Annotated in this window: 13 protein-coding genes and 1 pseudogene; 7 read left to right on the forward strand and 7 right to left on the reverse strand. The window is 71.8% G+C overall.

The window, feature by feature from the left end; all coding sequences use genetic code 11:
• The first annotated feature begins 200 nt into the window (after positions 1-200).
• A complete protein-coding gene (locus WBG79_RS05500) occupies positions 201-554 on the forward strand; it encodes a hypothetical protein (protein ID WP_337356102.1) in 354 nt (117 codons plus the stop codon).
• A 20-nt stretch (positions 555-574) separates the two neighbouring features.
• Here the strand turns inward: WBG79_RS05500 and WBG79_RS05505 are convergent, their stop codons facing one another.
• A complete protein-coding gene (locus WBG79_RS05505; protein ID WP_337356103.1) occupies positions 575-895 on the reverse strand; it encodes a PAS domain-containing protein in 321 nt (106 codons plus the stop codon).
• 146 nt (positions 896-1,041) lie between these two features.
• Entirely contained in the window at positions 1,042-1,911 is an 870-nt protein-coding gene (locus tag WBG79_RS05510; protein WP_337356104.1) for a TIGR01459 family HAD-type hydrolase, read from the reverse strand.
• Positions 1,912-2,035: 124 nt separating this feature from the next.
• Here WBG79_RS05510 and mutL point away from each other — a divergent pair, with 124 nt between their 5' ends.
• The 4 genes and pseudogenes from mutL (at position 2,036) to aqpZ (ending at position 7,598) form a co-directional block, all read left to right on the forward strand.
• On the forward strand, positions 2,036-3,988 hold the full coding sequence (gene mutL / locus WBG79_RS05515) for a DNA mismatch repair endonuclease MutL (RefSeq protein ID WP_337356105.1): 1,953 nt from the start codon (positions 2,036-2,038) through the stop codon (positions 3,986-3,988).
• Between the two features lie 278 nt (positions 3,989-4,266).
• Positions 4,267-5,955, forward strand: coding sequence for a methyl-accepting chemotaxis protein (locus WBG79_RS05520; protein ID WP_337356106.1), 1,689 nt, complete (start codon positions 4,267-4,269; stop codon positions 5,953-5,955).
• Between the two features lie 249 nt (positions 5,956-6,204).
• Positions 6,205-6,771, forward strand: a pseudogene (locus WBG79_RS05525) (DNA mismatch repair endonuclease MutL); the annotation flags it as partial.
• A 92-nt stretch (positions 6,772-6,863) separates the two neighbouring features.
• Positions 6,864-7,598: an aquaporin Z gene (gene aqpZ / locus WBG79_RS05530; protein WP_337356107.1), complete on the forward strand. Its 735-nt coding sequence runs from the start codon at positions 6,864-6,866 to the stop codon at positions 7,596-7,598.
• Between the two features lie 66 nt (positions 7,599-7,664).
• Here aqpZ and rsmD read toward each other — a convergent pair whose 3' ends face one another.
• Both rsmD and WBG79_RS05540 read right to left on the reverse strand, forming a co-directional pair.
• Positions 7,665-8,219, reverse strand: coding sequence for a 16S rRNA (guanine(966)-N(2))-methyltransferase RsmD (gene rsmD, locus WBG79_RS05535; RefSeq protein ID WP_337356108.1), 555 nt, complete (start codon positions 8,217-8,219; stop codon positions 7,665-7,667).
• Between the two features lie 6 nt (positions 8,220-8,225).
• Positions 8,226-10,229, reverse strand: a complete 2,004-nt coding sequence (locus WBG79_RS05540; protein ID WP_337356109.1) for a pseudouridine synthase — start codon at positions 10,227-10,229, stop codon at positions 8,226-8,228.
• 49 nt (positions 10,230-10,278) lie between these two features.
• Between WBG79_RS05540 and WBG79_RS05545 the strand changes: the two genes are divergently transcribed.
• A complete protein-coding gene (locus WBG79_RS05545) occupies positions 10,279-10,755 on the forward strand; it encodes a nucleoside deaminase (RefSeq protein WP_337356110.1) in 477 nt (158 codons plus the stop codon).
• 19 nt (positions 10,756-10,774) lie between these two features.
• Here the strand turns inward: WBG79_RS05545 and WBG79_RS05550 are convergent, their stop codons facing one another.
• The 3 genes from WBG79_RS05550 to WBG79_RS05560 form a co-directional block, all read right to left on the reverse strand.
• Complete coding sequence (locus WBG79_RS05550) at positions 10,775-11,698, reverse strand: patatin-like phospholipase family protein (protein WP_337356111.1); 924 nt, start codon at positions 11,696-11,698, stop codon at positions 10,775-10,777.
• Between the two features lie 88 nt (positions 11,699-11,786).
• Positions 11,787-12,713, reverse strand: coding sequence for an alpha/beta fold hydrolase (locus WBG79_RS05555; protein WP_337356112.1), 927 nt, complete (start codon positions 12,711-12,713; stop codon positions 11,787-11,789).
• A gap of 115 nt (positions 12,714-12,828) precedes the next feature.
• Positions 12,829-13,749, reverse strand: a complete 921-nt coding sequence (locus WBG79_RS05560; protein WP_337356113.1) for an alpha/beta fold hydrolase — start codon at positions 13,747-13,749, stop codon at positions 12,829-12,831.
• A gap of 275 nt (positions 13,750-14,024) precedes the next feature.
• Here WBG79_RS05560 and WBG79_RS05565 point away from each other — a divergent pair, with 275 nt between their 5' ends.
• A complete protein-coding gene (locus tag WBG79_RS05565) occupies positions 14,025-14,795 on the forward strand; it encodes a LysR family transcriptional regulator (protein ID WP_337356114.1) in 771 nt (256 codons plus the stop codon).
• Positions 14,796-14,991: the final 196 nt, after the last annotated feature.

The raw sequence follows: 14,991 nt of genomic DNA on the forward strand, positions 1-14,991 counted from the left end.
ATTTCCCTTCGACAGGCCTGCAAGACTGCGAGGGTCGGGCGACAAATATTTCACATCGGATACTACGTAATCGCTGTGAAAACGATGCTTTCTGGAGTCGTCGCGCTTGAAATCCTCCAGAAAAAAACCTAATGTCTCAATACGTAGCCTCAAGTAGTGTCTTGTCCTGCGGCCCTGCCCTGATCGGAAAGGCACTCGCCTTGTCAAGCTTTTACAGTGTCGACGATGTGGCCGGAGTCATCGTCGTCGACCCGCGACGGGGACACAGGGTCAAGTTCACGAACAGCGCCGTCGAGCGTTGCGTCGGATACTCTGCGGAGGATCGCGGCCTGACCTGCTTCGCGCTGGTCGACTGCTCTCTCGACCTCCTGACGGTGCCGGGCGACGCGATGGTCGATACCTCGGCCTATCTGCACTGTCGGGACGGTGTCAGCTACGAAGTGGAAACGCAGATCGTCCGTCACTTCGACAGGGACGGCCGGCTCGACTTCTATTTCCTGGTCTTGGCCGTCGGCGAAGTCCTCGAGGTCCTGGATCAGGGCCTGACCGTCTGAGGGTCGCCGCGGCCCGCCGTTCAACCCGTATAGGGCTCCGGATTCTGGAACCCGACGAAGCAGGCGAGCCGGTCCCGGGGGTCGAGCATCGGGCGGATGTCGAGGGCGTTCCAGAACGGGGTGCCGTCGGCCTTGTAGTTGAGGATGCGGACGATCACCCGGGCTTGCGCCGCGAGCCCAGCCCCGAGCTGGAGGCGCGCGATCGGGTCCGTGCCCTTCCCCTGCAGAAACCTGCAATTGCGGCCGATGACATCGCCGCGGTCATAGAGCGTGAAGTCGTAGAAGGCTGGACTCGCGAACAGGACCGGCATGTCGAAAGCAAAGGGGTCGCAAATGACCATGGACTGATCGGGATTCGACCCGATCATGCGAGCAGCCAGAGTCCCTATGTCATTCGAAGACATGAAAATATCCATCCGTGGCGAACTCGCATGCTAGCACGCGGATCTGCGAAGTCGATTGAAATCGTCGGGCGTGGCCGGAAGAGTCACCAGCCGAGGCGGGCCATCATCGCCGTCGCCCCGAGCCCTTCCGACTTGAGCCGCGCCGAGACGAGCGCCGGGTCGGGATGGGACGGATCGCCGAAATCCAGGGCGTGGATCCCTCCCGTGACGAACAGGACGTCGAGGTCCTGCGCGTCGGCGCCGCGGATGTCGGTCGGCAGCCCGTCGCCGATCGCCAGGATCTCGCGCGTGGCGAGGCTCTCCCCGGCGATGCGGGCGATCCGCGTCCGCGCCGCGTCGTAGATGGGCCGGAACGGCTTGCCGAGCATGACGACCTCGCCGCCGATCTCCTCGTAGAGCCGCGCCAGCGCCCCGGCGCACCAGACGAGCGTCTCGCCCCGCTCCACCACGATGTCCGGGTTGGCGCAGACGAGCGGCACCCCGCGCGCCGCGAAGGCGGTGAGCCGCGGCCGGTAGTCCTCCGGCGTCTCGCGTTCATCGTCGAACAGCCCGGTCACCGACAGGATCTCGCCGGCCCCGTCGTCGACCAGCCGGCCCGGCAGCCCGTCGTAGAGCGTCAGGTCGCGCTCCGGCCCGATATGGACGATCCCGCGCTCCGCCCGCGAGGCCAGGCAGTCGCGCGTGACGTCCCCGGAGGTGACGATGTCGTCGTAGGCCTCCGTCCGCACCCCGAGGGCCCGGATCTGAGCCCGGATCGGCTCGGCCGGCCGCGGCGCGTTGGTGATCAGCACCACGATCCCGCCCGTCGCCCGATAGGCCTCCAGCGCCTCGCAGGCGGGTCGGAACGCCGCCACGCCGTTGTGCACCACGCCCCAGACGTCCGACAGCACCGCCCGGTAGCGCGGGGCCAGGACGGAGAGGCCGGCGACGAGATCGGGAGAGACGCTGCGCATTGGGAATGTCCGGTCTGACTGCGAAGCCGCGATCAGTAGCCGGAGGGGCCGGGGGATTCAACGTCCGCCCGGTGACGCCGACGCGCGAATCCGCGAGAATGGCGCCCCGAGCCACCGAGGCGCCATGACCGTCATCCGCCAGCTGAACGACGACACGATCAACCGCATCGCCGCCGGCGAGGTGATCGAGCGCCCGGCGAGCGTCGTCAAGGAACTGGTCGAGAACGCGCTGGACGCCGGCGCGACGCGCATCGAGGTCGCCACCGCCGGTGGCGGCAAGACCCTGATCCGGGTCACCGACGACGGCTGCGGCATGACGAGGGCCGACCTCGTCCTGGCGGTCGAGCGTCACTGCACATCCAAGCTGCGCGACGACGACCTCCTCGACATACGCACCCTCGGCTTCCGCGGCGAGGCGCTGCCCTCCGTCGGCGCCGTCGCCCGCCTCGCCATCGCGACCCGCCACGAGGCCGAGCCGCATGGCTGGGAACTGGCCGTCGAGGGCGGGATCAAGGGCGAGCCGCGTCCCGCCCCGCTCGCGCGCGGCACCCGCGTCGAAGTGCGCGACCTCTTCTTCTCGACCCCCGCCCGCCTGAAGTTCCTGAAGTCCGACAAGGCGGAGGCCGCCGCCGTCACCGAGGTCGTGCGCCGGCTGGCGCTGTCCCGGCCCGACGTCCGCTTCGCACTCGGCGGCGCCGACCGCAATCCCGTCGACTATCAGGCTGCCCGCGGCGAGGATCCCTGGCTCGCCCGCATCGCCCAGGTGGTCGGCGACGATTTCCCCGAGAACGCGGTCCGCATCGACGCCCTGCGGGAAGGCATCCGCCTCGCCGGCCACGCCGGGCTGCCGACCTATCACCGCGCCGCCTCCACCCAGCAGTACCTGATGGTCAACGGCCGCCCCGTGCGCGACCGGCTCCTCCTCGGCGCCCTGCGCGGCGCCTATCAGGACCTGATGCGCGGCGACCGGCATCCGGTCGTGGTCCTCGACATCCGCCTCGACCCCCACGAGGTCGACGTCAACGTCCACCCGACCAAGGCCGACGTGCGCTTCCGCGAGCAGGGGCTGGTGCGCGGCCTCGTGGTCGGCGCCATTCGCGAGGCGCTCGCCCGCGCCGGCCACCGCGCCTCCTCCACCGGGGGCGAGCGCACCGTCGCGGCCTTCCGGATCGGCGCCCTGCCGGAGGCGCCGGGGGCCGGCTTCCGCATCCACACGGGCCGCGCCGAGGAGGGGCTCTCCGACCGCCCGCCCGGCCCGCCGCCCCGCGCCGCCTGGGACTGGCGCGCCTCGCCGTTCCGGCCGCCGGAGGTGGACGAGGCCGCCTTGGCGGACGCGGCCGGCGAGACGTCCCAAGGCCGCGGCTTTGCCGAGGCCGTCCAGGCCGCCTTCGAGCCGGACGCGGGTGCCGTGCTGCGCCAGCCGCCCCTCGCTCCCGGCTTCGGCCTCTCCGCCGATGCCCGCCCGGGGGACCGGGACGTCGACGCCGAGCGTGCCGCCCGGCCCCTCGGCGCCGCGCGGGCGCAGCTCCACGAGAACTATATCCTGGCCCAGACCCGCGACGGCCTTGTCCTCGTCGACGCTCACGCCGCCCACGAGCGCCTGACCTACGAGAAGCTGAAGCGCCAGCTCGCCGAGGCCGGCATTCCGCGCCAGATGCTGCTCGTCCCGGAGATCGTGGAGCTGCCCGAGGAGGACGTCGCCCGGCTCATCGCCGCGGCCGGGGACATCGCCCGCGCCGGCCTGGTGCTCGAGGCCTTCGGCCCCGTCGCCGTCGCGGTGCGGGAGATCCCGGCTCTCCTGAAGAGCTTCGACATCCGCGGCACGATCCGCGACATCGCCGACGACCTGGCAGACCGCGAGGCGACGACCCGCCTGGAGGAGCGGATCAACCGGATCCTCTCCACCATGGCCTGCCACGGCTCCGTCCGCACCGGCCGCCGCCTTCGGCCGGAGGAGATGGACGCGCTGCTGCGCGAGATGGAGGCGACCCCCAACTCCGGCCAGTGCAATCACGGCCGCCCGACCTTCGTGGAGCTGAAGCTCGCCGACATCGAGCGGCTGTTCGGGCGGCGCTGAGCGGGCGACTCGGCGGTTCGGCGATGACTGGCGCTTCCCGTCGCTGCGGGCCGGAACGCAGATGCGGATCCGTGGCCGCCGGGCAGGATCCATGGTTGAATCGGAGCATCAACAATACGAATGTAAGAACAAAAATACGAAAATTGCCAGTCCTGTTAAAAATTACATTGCAAAATCACGAAATCCACCAACCGTTAACCCAAGGTCACTTACTATTATTCTAGATGGGCGGGCCTCCAGAGGACTTCGGCCGGCCGTCCGCTTTCAAGGAGGTAGGGATGCGCCTGGACCGGCTGCCGTTGCTGTGGAAGATCATGATCCTGTTCGCCCTGCTCGCCGTCTCCTGGATCGGCTCGGCGCTCTACACCGGATCGGCCGCGAGGCAGGCCACCGAGCGGTTCGCGCGCCTGCTCGACGGCGAGGTGAAGGCCGCGGTGGCCCTGGCCCGCGTCAACCGCCAGGTGGCCTGGTATGCCCGCTCGGTGAACAGGCTGGTGCTGGCCGATGCCGGCGACGAGGATCGGTCCTCCCTCACCGACATCGACTCCGCGCGCGCGGGCCTCTCGTCCGAACTCGGCAAGGCCCAGGCGGCGCTTCCCGGTCGGGCCACCGAATACGCCGAAGTCTCGGCCCGTTTCCAGTCCGTCGAACAGGCCTGCCGCGAAACGATTGCGCTCGGTCAATCGAATGCCGACGCCGAGCGGGCGAAGGCCGCCCTCTTCGCGACCTGCGCACCTGTCATCCGTCAGACGATCCCGGTGATCGCCGGCATCGTCGACAGGCTCGTGAAGGACATGGACGCGTCGGCCGACGCGGCCGAGGCGCAATCCAACGGCGCCCAGACGACCGGCTACGCCACCACCGGCATCCTGCTCGTCGTCGTCCTCACGCTCGCGATCTTGCTGGTGCGCTTCGGCATCACCGGCCCGATCCGGGGAATTGCCGGCACGCTCGCGGAACTCGGCCAGGGCCGGCTCGACGTGGAGGTCCGAGGCGCCGAGCGCGGCGACGAGATCGGCGCCATGGCCCGCGCCGTCACGGACCTGCGCGCCAGCCTCCGGGAGGCGGAGCACGCCCGGACCGAGCAGAAGGCGACGGATGCCGCCTCCCTCGCCCGGCAGCAGCGGCGGGCCGAGACGGCCGAGCGTTTCGCGGGCCGCATGCGCGACCTCTCGGACCGCTTCGTCGTGGCCTCGACCGAGATGTCCGAGGCCGCCCGGAGCCTTGCCGCCACAGCGGAGGAGACCTCCCGCCAGGCCCAGGCGGTCTCCGGCGCCGCCGAGGAAGCCTCCACCAACGTCGAGACCGTCGCGGCGTCGACGGAGGAGATGACGGCCTCGATCCGCGAGATCGCGAGCCGGGTCGCCCAGTCCGCCGGCGTCGCCAACACGGCTGCCGACGAGGCCGCCCGCACCGAGGTCGAGGTTCGGGCCCTCGCGGACGCGGCGCAGAAGATCGGCGAGGTGATCGACCTCATCAACAGCATCGCGGGCCAGACCAACCTGCTCGCCCTCAACGCCACCATCGAGGCGGCGCGGGCCGGCGAGATGGGCAGGGGCTTCGCGGTGGTCGCCCAGGAGGTCAAGCAGCTCGCCGCCCAGACGGCGCGCGCCACCGAGGAGATCGGCTCGAAGGTGTCGGAGATCCAGCAGGCGACCGGGCGCACCGTCGGCTCCATCGAACGGATCGTCGGCACCGTGCAGGAGATCAAGACCATCTCCGCCGCGATCGCCTCCGCGGTCGAGCAGCAGGGCACGGCGACCGGCGAGATCGCCGCCAACACCCAGCTCGCCGCGCGCGGCACCGAGGGCGTGACCGGCAACATCGCGGGCGTGGGCCGCGCCGCCGAGCTGACCGGCGCGGCGTCGACCAAGCTCATGGACCTCTCGTCGGGCCTCTCCGGACAGGCCGCCGACCTCCGCCGGGAGGTCGCCGACTTCGTCCAGAAGCTGGAGGCGGCCGCCTGAGCACCGGTCAGCCGGCGCGGAGGAACAGGAGCCGCGCCTCCCCGGAGGCGCGGTCGTCCTCCACCCGGTACCCGGCGGGAACCTCGATCTCGGCCCCGGCCGCCTCCTCGAGCACCGCGAGCGCCCCGGGTTTCAGCCAGCCGCCCCTCGCTCCCGGCTTCGGCCTCCGCCGATGCCCGCCCGGGGGACCGCGACGTCGACGCCGAGCGTGCCGCCCGGCCCCTCGGCGCCGCGCGGGCGCAGCTCCACGAGAACTACATCCTGGCCCAGACCCGCGACGGCCTCGTCCTCGTCGACGCCCATGCCGCGCACGAGCGGCTGACCTACGAGAAGCTGAAGCGCCAGCTCGCCGAGGCCGGCATTCCGCGCCAGATGCTGCTCGTCCCGGAGATCGTGGAGCTGCCCGAGGAGGACGTCGCCCGGCTCATCGCCGCGGCCGGGGACATCGCCCGCGCCGGTCTCGTGCTGGAGGCCTTCGGCCCCGTCGCGGTCGCGGTCCGGGAGATCCCGGCTCTCCTGAAGAGCTTCGACATCCGCGGCACGGTCCGCGACATCGCCGACGACCTGGCGGACGGCGAGACCTCCACCCGCCTCGAGGAGCGGGTCAATCGCATCCTCTCCACCATGGCCTGCCACGGTTCCGTCCGCACCGGCCGGCGCCTTCGGCCGGAGGAGATGGACGCGCTGTTGCGCGAGATGGAGGCGACCCCCAACGCCGGCCAGTGCAACTACGGCCGGCCGACCTGGGTGGAGCTCAAGCTCGCCGACGTCGAGCGCCTCTTTGGCCGACGCTCATTCCGGCGGCAATCTTACTAAAAGACATCGTCAAAAATCGCAATTCAAACCCGCATGCCCGGCAGCTACCTTGCGGCACGGCCGAGGTCGAATTCGGTTCGTGGGAGGGGATCATGGACAACATGCGCAAGTACGTGGCCGAAGGCATAGGCACATTCTGGCTCACCTTCGCGGGCTGCGGTTCCGCGGTGATCGCCGCGGCCTTTCCGGAGGTCGGCATCGGGCTCCTCGGCGTCTCGCTCGCCTTCGGCCTGACCGTCGTCACCATGGCGTACAGCATCGGCCACATCTCCGGCTGCCACCTCAATCCGGCCGTGACCGTCGGCCTTGCCGCGGGCGGGCGGTTCCCGACCGACCAGATCGTGCCCTACATCGTCGCGCAGGTGATCGGTGCCGTCGTGGCCGCCGTCCTGCTCTACGTGATCGCCAAGGGAGCGCCGGGCTTCGACGTGTCGAAGGGATTCGCGGCCAACGGCTACGGTGAGTTCTCGCCCGGCAAGTACAGTCTCGTGTCCGGTTTCCTCGTCGAGTTCGTCCTGACCGGCATGTTCCTCTTCATCATCATGGGCTCGACCCACGGCAAGGCGCCGGCCGGCTTTGCGCCGCTCGCGATCGGCCTTGGCCTCGTCCTGATCCACCTCGTCTCGATCCCGGTCACCAACACCTCGGTCAACCCGGCGCGCAGCACCGGCCCGGCGCTGATCGCCGGCGGCTCCGCACTTCTGCAGCTCTGGATGTTTTGGCTCGCCCCGATGCTGGGCGGCGCGGCCGGCGGCATCCTGTATCGCTGGCTGAGCGAGGAACCCTCCGCCCTCGTCACCGGCACGCCCGGCAAGAAAGCCGCCTGATCCGGGTCCGACCGGCCCGGCCACCGGCCGGGCCGACACGGGCGGGACCCGAAGGTCCCGGGCGCGTCAGGCGCCCTCGAGAAAGATGAGGCGGGCCTCGCCGTAGTCCCGGTCGTCGATCACCGTGAAGCCGGCCGGAACCGCGATCTCGGCCTCGGCCGCCTCCTCGAGCACCGCGAGCGCCCGGGGCTTCAGCCACCCGCCCGCCGCCATGGCGGCGAGCGCTGCGGCGCCGAGGCCCTTGCCGTAGGGCGGGTCCAGGAAGGCGAGGTCGAAGGGCTCGACCCCCGTGCAGGGGCCGAGCCGCGTGGCGTCGCGGCGCCAGAGCTTGGTCGCGCCGGTCAGGCCGAGCTTCTCGACATTGGCCCGGATCAGGCCGCGCGCTTCGGCGCTTTCCTCCACGAACTGGACGAAGCGGGCACCGCGCGACAGGGCCTCGAGGCCGAGCGCCCCCGTCCCGGAGAAGAGGTCCAGGATGCGCGCGCCCTCGACCGGATCCCCGTGCCCGTGCGCGAGGATATTGAAGAGGGTCTCGCGCAGCCGGTCGCTGGTCGGGCGGATCGCCATCGACTTCGGCCCGGCGAGCGCCGTCCCGCGGAACCGCCCGCCGACGATCCGCATGGTCCGTCAGCCCTCCGCCCGTCCGCCGCGCGGACCCCGGGGCTTGCCCGGCCCTGACGGCTTGCCAGGCCCGCGCCCGCCGCGCGGTCCGCCGCCTCCCGGCGCCCCGCGTTTCGGCCCCCCGCCCTTGAAGCCGCCCGGCTTCGGCCCGCCCGATCGAGGCCCCCGTCCGGCCCCCGCACCCTCGCCCGAACCGCCCCGGGGCGGTCCGCCCGGCCGCGCGCCGCGGCCCGGCGCCCGCGCCCCGGCCCCCTTGCGCTGCCACCCGGCGTCGCGGCCCTCACCGCCGGCCTCGAAATCCGGCCTCGGCGCCCGCGGCGCCCGTGCAGGCCGCTCCGGCGAGCCTTCCTGGCGCGGACCGCGTTCGCCGCGCTCGCCCGCCGGGCGATCCCGGCGTGGCGGCTTGGCGCCGAATCCCTCCTCGCGTCGGCCCCGCGCCGGCCCGCGCCCGGGCTCGCCGGCACCCTCGTGGCTGCGGCTGCCCTCCGAGCGCCAACGCCGGTCACCCTCGCCGGCAGCCGATGGACCGCGGTCGCGGAAGCCCTCGGAGCGCCACTTGCGCTCGCCGCCCTCCGCGCCGCCGCGGTCGCGGAACCCCTCCGAGCGCGGCGGCCGCCCGCGGCTGCCCTCCGATCGGTAGCGGCCGCCTTCGCCCGCCGGCGGCCGGTCCTCGACCCCACGCCGGCCTCCGTCCGGACGCTCCCGCCGCTCCGGCCTGTCCTCGCCGTAGGGGCGCGGGGGTCGCCCGCCGAACTCCGCCGGCCGCGGCCGGTCGCCGTCCGGGCGCCGCGGCCTGCGCAGCGGTTCGTCGCCGCCGGAGCCCGGCCTGCCGCGGCCCGTGCCGACCGGCTGCGGCTTCGGCGCTGCGCGGCGCTTCTTCGGCCCGAAGCCGTCCGCGGAGGCCGGCTTGCTCTCGTCTTCGCGCGGCAGTCGCACGATCTCCACGTCCCGCCGCGGCTTGCGCCCCTTCGGCGCGCCGTCCTCGCCCCGCTCCGCCTTGCGCTCGCCGGTGCCCAGATAGGCCATCTCGGTGCGACCCGCGCGTGCCGGCTTGTCCGACCCGGCGACCCGGGCCTGCTTCGCCGGCTCGGCCGCCTCGCCCGGCACGTGATGCAGCACGGGCGCCTCGAAGTCCGCCCCCGCCTCCTCGGCGAGCCGCTTGCCGAGCTGGTCCTTCAGCGTCTTGCCGCGGATCTCGCGCACCTCGCCCTCGCCGAGGTCGGCGAGCTGGAACGGCCCGAAGGAGACCCGGATCAGCCGGTTGACCGACAGGCCGAGATGGCCGAGCACGCGCTTGACCTCCCGGTTCTTGCCCTCGCGCAGGCCGATGGTCAGCCATACGTTCGAGCCCTGCACCCGGTCGATCGCCGCCTCGATCGGCCCGTACTGCACACCCTCCAGGGTGATCCCGTCCTTGAGGCCGTCGAGGTCGGCCTGCGTGACCTCGCCGAAGGCCCGGACGCGGTAGCGCCGGAGCCATCCGGTCGCCGGCAGCTCGAGCACCCGCGCGAGCCCGCCGTCGTTGGTGAGGAGCAGCAGCCCCTCGGTGTTGATGTCGAGCCGTCCGATGCTGACGACCCTCGGCATCTCGTCCGGCAGCCGGTCGAACACGGTCGGCCGGCCCTCCGGATCCTTCGTGGTCGTCACCAGCCCGGCCGGCTTGTGGTAAAGCCAGAGCCGCGTCCGCTCCTTCTGCGGCAGCGGCGCGCCGTCGACGAGGATGCGGTCCTCCGGGCCGACGGTCACCGCCGGGGTCGCCAGCACCTGGCCGTTGACGCTGACGCGGCCCTCCGCGATCCAGGCCTCCGCGTCCCGGCGCGAGCAGAGCCCGGAGCGGGCGATCCGCTTGGCGACCCGTTCCCGATCGGCCTCGCCGGCGGCCTCCGCGACCGCGGCGGCCTCCGCGGCCGCGGGGGCGGCGCCGAAGAGGTCGGTGCGCGGGCCGCGCTTCGTGTTTTTCGCCCTGGCGCCCGAGGGGGCGCGGCGCTTCTTGTCTTTCGCTTCGGTCATGGCGCCTTACTATCAGGACTGACCCGCGCCCGCGAGGGATCTCGACCGCATGCCTGCCGACAAATCCGCCGCGGGGACGACCCCGGCCCCGCGCTTCATGGACCTCGCCCTCGCCGAGGCCCGCGCCGCCGCCCTGCGCGGCGAAGTGCCCGTCGGGGCCGTGGTGGTGCGCGACGGCGCGATCCTCGCCGCCGCCGGCAACCGGACCCTCGCCGACCGCGACCCGACCGCCCATGCCGAGATGCTCGCCCTGCGCGCCGCCGCCGCCGCGCTCGGCTCCGAGCGGCTCGTCGGCGCCGACCTCTATGTCACCCTCGAGCCCTGTCCCATGTGCGCCGCCGCGATCTCCTTCGCGCGCATCCGCCGGCTCTACTACGGCGCCCCCGACCCCAAGGGCGGCGCGGTCGACCACGGCGTCCGGCTCTACGCCTCGCCCACCTGCCACCACGCCCCGGAGGTCTACGGCGGCCTCGCCGAGACCGAGGCGGCCGACCTCCTGAAGTCCTTCTTCCGCACCCGGCGCTGACCGGACCGGGACGCCGGCTTCACGCCTCCGGCGGGCGACGCATCAGGCGCCGGCGCGGGCGCTCCAGGGCGGGCCGCGACGGCGCCTCCAGTGCGGGCACTTCGCCGGGCTGGGACTCGATCATGCGCTCGAGCCGGCGCTTCACCTCGTCCTTGGCGGACGCGGAGGCGTCCAGGATCTCCCGCACGCGCAGGAAGTCGAGCACCCGGAACCCGCCGACCGCCGGCCGGACCAGGAGGTCGGGCGGGCGCTTCTCGAACTTCGCCTTGGCGACCGCCTGCATGAGGATCTGGCTCGCCCCGAAAATCGTCTCCGTCGCGCTCGGCAGGGTCCGGCTCTGGGTCGGCTCCGGCTGCCCGATGACGTCGACCGCGACCACGAAATCGAGCCCCGGCGGCAGTTCGTCGACCGGCACCGGATTGTGGACGCCGCCGTCGATGAGGACGCGCCCGTCGACGAGCACAGGCCGGAACAGGACCGGCAGCGCGATCGAGGCCGCCACCGCCTTGCGCAGGTCGCCCGAACGGATCGCCACCTCGCGCGCGCCGTAGAAGTCGGTCGCCATCACGGTCAGCGGCAGGACGAGGTCCGAGAAGGAGGGCGGGATGGCGTCGCCCACGAAGATCGAGACGACCCGCTCCGCGTCGAACTGCCCGAGCGCGAGCCCGCCGGGTGCCAAGAGGTCGGCGAAGCGTTTCGGCCGGAGTTCCCAAAGCTTCGCGACCGCGGTCGTGCGGTTGCCGAAGACCTCGAGCGTCCGCTCGCGGATCTCCCGACCGGAAAGCCCGGACGCCCGCGCCGCCCCCATGATGGCGCCGATCGAGCACCCCGCGATGGCGGCCGGCACGATCCCCAGTTCGTCCAGCGCCTCCATGACCGGGATGTGCCCGAGCCCGCGCGCGCCGCCCCCGCCGAGCACGAGGCCGATCCTGGGCATGGACATGGGGCTGGTCCCCTTCCTTGTGAATGAACGTTGTTCACCACAGATGGCGTCGCATCCGGCCGCCGTCAAGCCGAACCGCTTCGTCGCCCTAGCCGGCCCGGCGCTCCAGGTAGGGAAGGAGCAGCCGGAGCGTCGCCTCCGGGTTCTCCTCGGCGAGGAAGTGCCCCGCCTCCACCGGCCCGCCGTCGACCTCCACGCACCAGTCGCGCCACACGGCCAGGGGGCCGCTCTCCTTGGCCTTGGCGTCGGCGGGCAGGCCGGCCGAGCCCCACACGATGAGAGTCGGCACCACGATCTTGCGGCCGGCCGCCCGGTCCGCCTCGTCGTGCTCGACGTCGATGGTCGCGCCCGCCCTGTAGTCCTCGCAAGCCGCCGCGATCCGGGCCGGATCCCGGAAGGCGGCGCGGTAGTGGGCCAGTGCGCCGGGATCGAAGGCGGAGAGGTCCTTCTCGACCGTCCAGCTCGCGAGCGTCTGGAACAGGTGTTCGATCGGGGCCTTGGCGATCATCGTCTCGGGGACGGGCGCCGGCTGCGCCAGGAAGGACCAGTGGTAGACCTTGCGCGAGAAGGTCGCGTCCATCCGCTCCCACATGACGGGAGTCGGCACGATGTCGAGCAGCGCCAGGCCGCTGACCGCACCCGGATGGTCGAAGGCGAGCCGGTAGGCGACCCGCGCGCCCCGGTCGTGCCCGACCACGGCGAATCGCTCCGACCCGAGCCGGCGCATCAGCCCGAGCACGTCCCCGGCCATCCGCCGCTTCGACATCTGCGCATGGTCGGCCTCCACGGCCGGGATCGACGAGCGCCCGTAGCCGCGCAGGTCCGGCACCACGACCCGGAAGCGCGCGGACAGGGCCGGCGCGATCCGGTGCCACATGGCGTGGTCCTGCGGGTAGCCATGCAGGAGGACGATCGCGGGCGCGCCCGCGCGGCCGCCGACCCGCGCGAAGATCGACTGGCCGTCGATCTCGACCGTGATGCTGTCGAAGCCGGGGAAAAGGTCCGGAAGGGTCATGGGCGTCCTCGGGGGCGGCGGCGTCTTCCGCGCCGCGCGGGGGCGACCATGGCGGCAGCCCGGCCGCGAGGCAAGAGCCCGGGACGCCGCAGCGCCGGACCGCCCGCCGCTCCCCTCACCGCGACAGGAAGGGAAGCAGCGCCGCCAGCGTCGCCGCCGGGTTCTCCTCCGGCAGGAAATGGCCGGCGTCGATCGGTTGCCCCTCGACCTGCCGGCACCAGCGTCTCCAGGTGGCGAGCGGGGAGCCGGTCTCCACGTCCGGATCCCCGGCCGGAATACCGGCCGCACCCCAGAGGACCAGCGTCGGCACCCCGATCAGCCGTCCGGCGGCCCGGTCCGCCTCGTCATGCGTCCGGTCCGGCCCCGCCCCGGCGCGGTAGTCCTCGCAGGTGGCGTGCCGGCGGCGCGGATCGGCGTAGGACGCCCGGTAGTGGTCGAGCGCCGCGGGATCGAAGGCAGAGAGGTTCTTCGCCTTGGTCCAGCTCGCGAGCGTATGCTCCAGATACGGGATCGGCGCCCCGCCGATCAGCTGCTCCGGCATCGGAGCGGGCTGCGCCAGGAACAGCCAGTGGTAGACCTTGAGGGCGAGCCGGGCGTCCATGCCGCTCCACATCTCCGCCGTGGGGACGATGTCGAGCAGCGCCAGCCGGTCGAGCCGCCCGGGATGGTCGAGGGCGAGCCGGTAGCCCACCCGCGCCCCGCGGTCGTGCCCGACCAGCGAGAAGCGGTCGTGCCCCAGGTCCGCCATGAGGCGGACGATGTCCTCCGCCATCGCGCGCTTGGTGTAGGCGGCATGCCCGGGCCGGTCCTCGGGCACCGACGAGCCCCCGTAGCCGCGCAGGTCCGGCACCACGACGCGGAACCGCTCGGCGAGCGGTCCGGCCAGCCGGTGCCACATGGCGTGGGTCTGCGGGTAGCCGTGCAGGAGCACGAGCGGCGCGGCCCCGGCGAGCCCGCCCACCCGGCAGTGGATCGCGACATCGCCCACCGGCATGGACCGGGTCTCGAAGCCGGAAAACAGATCAGGCAGGCTCATGGAACACTCCGCCCTCAGGTTGTCTGGTCTGCCGATGATGACGGCGCGGCCGGGGAGCATCAACCCCATGGATTGCCCCGCGGTCGCCCGAGATCGACCAGAAATTGAATTCAAGAATTAGCATTCGTAAAGCGGCTGCAACCTGTCGTTCAGGTGACATCGGGACCGATATTTTTTGTCGGATATGAAACTAAGACTTTCCCGTATCCCTGCGGCAGTTTACATGCTTGCCGCAGTTGTCCGACTAATTTTGCCCCGTTTGGAGTTCCCGTTCCATGCGCATGCGGGATATGGAAGCGGCGATCGCGGTCTACGAGTGCGGGTCCTTCTCGAAGGCGGCCGAGGTGATCGGGACGTCCCAGCCGGCGGTCTCCATGGCCGTGCAGCGGCTGGAGAAGGATCTCAAGATCTCGCTGTTCGACCGCACCGGCGCCGGCGTGCGCGCGACCCAGGAGGGTTCGGCCGCCATCAAGGCCTTCCTGAAGATCACCAACATCATCGACGAGCTGCGCGACTCCGCGGAGACCAACACGCTCCTGAAGATCGGCGTCACCCCGCTCCTCAGCGGCCGCGACGTCACGCGCATGCTGCAGGAGGCCTTCCCGGACCACACCGGGGGACTGGACGTGGAGTTCTGCGAGTCGTCCCAGATCCTCGGGCGCCAGGATCTCGACGTCCGCGTCACGATCCCCTCGCTGCGCAAGAAGTCGGCCTTCTGCATCGAGCTGCGCACCGCCTGGATCGGCGTCGACAACGGCATCTTCATCTTCTGCCGCCAGGAGGCCGAGGTCTGGCAGCGCGCCCGCAGCGCGCTCCTGAACTCCGGATACCCGGTCCGCAAGACGATCACGGTCAACGACTGCGGCTACGCCTACCATATGGCGGCAGCCGGGGCAGGCTTCACGCCCTGCGTGATGACCCGTGGCATCAGCTTTCAGAATGACGTCCTGACCACGCTTCCCGAACTTCCGCCCGCTCGGATCGATATCTTCGCCCAGTACGACATGGCGAACCAGCTCCGCGCGGTGCTTTCCACCCTGGACTGAGCCCGGGCGTCGTAGTGACCTATAAGCGTTTCCGATAGTAACCACCGCCTATCGAGTGGCACCGCGGCGGCCGCGGCGCTATAAGGACCCGCAATCAGCGGCCTCGCGCCGCCCAGAAAAACGCCCGGGCGAAAGACCATTCGGCGGTCCCGGCGCGGTCTCCTCAGAGGGGAGCTCTCGACCCGACGCCTCGCCA

Source organism: Prosthecomicrobium sp. N25, from assembly GCF_037203705.1.
GTDB lineage: Bacteria > Pseudomonadota > Alphaproteobacteria > Rhizobiales > Ancalomicrobiaceae > Prosthecodimorpha.